Raw genomic sequence first — 4,245 nt, 5'->3', positions numbered from 1 at the left:
TGTGCCATTGACTATATTTCTAAAGAGGTAACTTGATGAATGAAACGAATAACACGTTTCTCATAGAAGATTCGTATTATATTCCCTTCGCAGATAAAACACACCTGTCAATTGAGAAAGGCGATGGGGTGTATGTCTGGGATGAAGATAGCAAGCGTTATCTGGATTTCACATCTGGATGGGGTGTTACCTGTATTGGTCATGCCAGTCCGATAATCACTGAGGCACTATGTACTCAAAGTAAAAAGATCATACAAAACCCGAATTCCGGAGCAACATATTCACCAGCCCGTTCCCGATTAATCCAACTCTTTCATGAGATTCTTCCTGAACACCTTACCAGGATATTCTTTGCCAATAGTGGAGCAGAAGCGAATGATGCAGCGATCAAACTCGCCCGGAAGATTACCGGAAAGAAAAATGTAATCTCTACTGAAATGAGTTTCCATGGGCGGACCATAAGCACCGTTTCTGCTACCGGGCAGGATGTTCACCGGAATAAATTCAATCCGCTTATGCCGGGGTATTTCTTTGTACCGTTTAATGATATTTCGGCGGTGAAGGAGATCATCGACCAGGATGTTGCTGCGGTCATTGTGGAACCAATTCAGGGTGAAGGTGGTGTTAATATTCCTTCTGAATCATACCTTCAGGAACTATCTGAGGTATGCCGGAAACATGGCGTTCTTTTTATCGCTGATGAGATACAGACTGGATTTTTCCGGACCGGACCGCTTTTTTATTCCATTAGCCAGGGAGCCAGACCAGATATTATCACTATGGCAAAAGGAATCGCCGGAGGATTCCCTTTCTCTGCATTTGCGGTCACCGATGAAGTTGCCTATGGTATCCAGAAAGGTGATCATGGAGGGACGTATAACGGAAACCCGCTTGGTTGTGCTGTTTCTGAAGCAGTTATCAGATATATGGTTGATTTGGATATCGAATCTCACGTGACTGATCTGGGATCTGAAACAATCAAACGTCTGAATGAGTGGAAAGAGAAGTACCCGAAAGCAATTACTGAAGTGAGAGGTCAGGGTCTGTTGATAGCTCTGGAACTGACTGATGATTCAAAATCTGCAGAGATTGTAAAACGATGTCTGGATAATGGTTTAATCCTAAATCTGAAACATGGTCACATCATCAGGATCTTTCCCGCTCTCACAATTACCAAATTAGAGATGCAGGAAGGTCTTGATATTCTTGAAAAAGAGATCATCACCTGTTATTCCTGATTTTTTCCTTTTTTGAATGGTTCTGACAAACTATAATGGATTATTTTGGAAAATGATTAAAATCAGGATGTGAGTTTTCTATACTGCCCGGTAAGGAATGCAGCGTACATACCGCGGATAGTCTCTTCATGGTCTGCCATCGGTTTGACCGGGACCAGATCCATACCGTCGGTGGGGGTAAGACCAGATTCCTGTATGGTTTTCATAGTTCCTGCTGCCATCGATAGAACAACTATGCCTGCTTCATCCGGTAAAAGCCCGAATGATTCGCCGATACTGATGAGTGCTGCAAGCTGAAACCAAAGGCATGTCGATCCCATGGTGGTGATGACTGCATAGACTTCACGGGTCTCTTCTGCTACTTCTGGCATCGTGCAATCTCATCAAGAATATGATACAAAAAGGGAAGATCATATTTCATACCCGGATAACCTCTCGTGAGATATTCGGCATGATATAAGGAGAAACGCCATCGGTTGTAACGATCTCCACTTTCCGGGAAATAATGACTGAGGATATCGTTCAAGATCAAGATATTCCGGTACGAGACTGATTCAGGATCAAACTCTACGAAGATATCAAGGTGGCTCTGTTCGCTGGCTTCATCTCTCACTACCTATCCGAAGATACTTATCTTTCTGACGCTAAATTGGTTTTTTACCCGTATGACCTCATGTTTGGAACAGATACTACCTCATCACGTTCAGGTTTTCTGTTTTGAAGAATCATGAGCAGCCTGGAATCTGGTATCGTTTATCAGCCCGGTTCATCATAGTAAAACTCATCAGGGTGTTCTAAAATACCAGATGGAGCCGGATGTTATTGCATCAGATATCTGTACTGCTCCTCTCTATTCCGGACGTGGAGGCTGGAATGTATACGTTGATACTTGAATCTCTGTTCGGGCTTGAGATACATGGCGATCGTATGACATTCAATCCCTGTATCCCGGAGATTTGGAAATCGTTCCGGATTGATCTGCAATACCACTCTTTGAGGAATCATATCTACATAATAAAAGCAGGTCCTGGATCAGCAGTCATATCGGTGAGTCTTAAGGGGTATATCCAGCTCGATAGAACGATACATATCGTTGATGATGAGGGAGAGTACCCAGGTTGTGGTAGAATTTGTGGATACGATATCCATAACAGTGAATAAAATACGTGGATAGTATGTTCGGTTTTTTGTGAATGTACTACCGATCTCCTCGTATACCTCTGCGATGACTGGTTGCAGATATCAGTACCCTATCATAGATTCTGAGTATTCTTTTTGATTGAGATGATAGATGCAAGGCTGTTTCCTGGATTGTTCTTCAGTTAAGTTGTATCTTTGAGTTTTGATCTCCCAAAAATTGGGCATTTTCTCACCGCCGAGTATGTTAGCGTACCCCGGTTCTCCAACCATACTAAAGTTACAATGAAGTTTCCCCTCTTCTCCCGTAAGACAATGGACACATCTCCGTGACACATCTACACTATAACACGGTCTGATTGACCTTTCTTCTATTGGAGGTATCATACACCCAATCGGTCTTACTTCTCCTTAATTGTTCCTGCAGTTACGGTACATAATCTCCATTTCAGATGTCATCTGTCTCCTTCGGTGATGTCAAGGAGAAAATTCCCCGGGTACTCTCAAATGAGGATGCAGACCTGCAGGTACCCAACACAATTTATCCAGAATGGAAAGAGAGGGTACAACGCATGCACATTTTTGATTAATTCCTGATAATAAAAACTGTTTTTTACGGGTCATACTATATGCACTCATCGCCATCCAATACATGAGGAAAAATGCAAACGCTTGATCTGATAAAATCATATAAACCTGAAGAGATTAGTTGGGTTGACTTTGTCATGGTATTGTTAATCTTCTTCTCCATGACCTCTTTCATCTTTATTGGAATATTAAACCTGGTTTCGGTGTACATGTCTATCTATGTATTTTTTTGTGGATTTGAGGGACCTATATCAGATACACGAATATTAGGAATAATTAGTACAACTCTTTTAACTATCATAATTGTCGAACTCTACATAACGGTAAAAGAACTCAAATATGGAAATATTGATATTAAACTCATTTTAATTATCGGTCTGACTGCAATAATCCGCCATTTTATACTGTTGATATCGCAAGATTTTAGTGAAAAAGATGTATTTGCCATGATTGGGCTTGCAGTTGTAATGATGTTCTTCATCTTTGGATTATGGATTGTCAAGAGCAGGAATATCGACAGTATCGCCAATATCTGGGCTCCGGTAGAAAAAAAGTGAAATAAAACCGGTTCAATCCTTACTTCTTCTGAATTTACCGGAAGGAATTATCTCTAAATTGTCAAGTTAGAAAATGGCGCATTTCGATTTATATCGATTGATCTTCATATACAGAAGAATAATATATTGACTGTGCTAAATCACGCTTTGACCCCGGAGTTGAAAAACTACGTAAGGCCATAGAATCATATATTGAGGTCTCTTAACCAGCCCTTCACGATGTCATTTAACATCAATTTCAGACAATTACAGTTGGGTGAATAACCAATCGTTCAGTCATTTTCTCTCTCAATCTCCCTGGAATCACGGATTACTCGTAGATTGGATCATTACGAATGGTTGGCGACTTATTGGAAAGAATGGTGCGTTAGTCATCGATGAATGCGGAAATCTCAAGGCTGGCAATTGTTCCGTTGGGGTCAAACGCCAATATTGTGGAAATATTGGAAAGGTTGAGAACTGCCAGGTAGGCGTCTTCATGGCATACGGTAAGAATGGTTTTCGGTTATTACTTGATTTCCGCCTATACCTACCTGAAAGTTGGACATCGGACCGTAGTCGCTGTAATGATGCAGGGATTCTCTTGGAATCACAATGCTTTAAAACGAAAGCAGAGTTGGCATATGACGTGATCTGCAATGCAGTTACCGCGAAGATCAAGTTTTCTTATATCGCTATGGATGGTTTTTATGGTGGGCATCCCTGGTTACTCATTCGTCTTGAAG

General features: G+C 41.3%; 4 protein-coding genes and 1 pseudogene. 4 read left to right on the top strand and 1 reads right to left on the bottom strand.

Translation table 11 applies throughout. The features are described 5' to 3' along the window. The first annotated feature begins 35 nt into the window (after positions 1–35). Positions 36–1,238, top strand: coding sequence for an aspartate aminotransferase family protein (locus LUQ50_RS15230; RefSeq protein WP_300041168.1), 1,203 nt, complete (start codon positions 36–38; stop codon positions 1,236–1,238). 62 nt (positions 1,239–1,300) lie between these two features. Here LUQ50_RS15230 and LUQ50_RS15225 read toward each other — a convergent pair whose 3' ends face one another. Next, positions 1,301–1,609, bottom strand: a complete 309-nt coding sequence (locus LUQ50_RS15225; protein WP_300041166.1) for a hypothetical protein — start codon at positions 1,607–1,609, stop codon at positions 1,301–1,303. A 445-nt stretch (positions 1,610–2,054) separates the two neighbouring features. Between LUQ50_RS15225 and LUQ50_RS15220 the strand changes: the two genes are divergently transcribed. The 3 genes and pseudogenes from LUQ50_RS15220 to LUQ50_RS16020 all read left to right on the top strand — a co-directional run. Next, positions 2,055–2,399 carry a glycosyl hydrolase family 65 protein gene (locus LUQ50_RS15220; RefSeq protein ID WP_300041164.1) on the top strand — a complete coding sequence of 115 codons (345 nt, stop codon included), beginning with the start codon at positions 2,055–2,057 and terminating at the stop codon, positions 2,397–2,399. A 638-nt stretch (positions 2,400–3,037) separates the two neighbouring features. Continuing rightward, a complete protein-coding gene (locus tag LUQ50_RS15215) occupies positions 3,038–3,520 on the top strand; it encodes a phosphate-starvation-inducible PsiE family protein (protein ID WP_300041162.1) in 483 nt (160 codons plus the stop codon). Between the two features lie 208 nt (positions 3,521–3,728). After that, positions 3,729–4,245, top strand: a pseudogene (locus tag LUQ50_RS16020) (transposase); the annotation flags it as partial.

The organism is Methanospirillum sp. (assembly GCF_028679455.1).
Taxonomy (GTDB): Archaea; Halobacteriota; Methanomicrobia; order Methanomicrobiales; family Methanospirillaceae; genus Methanospirillum.
The sequence above is the reverse complement of the archived record's forward strand: the minus strand, read 5'-3'. Positions and strand labels throughout refer to the sequence as shown.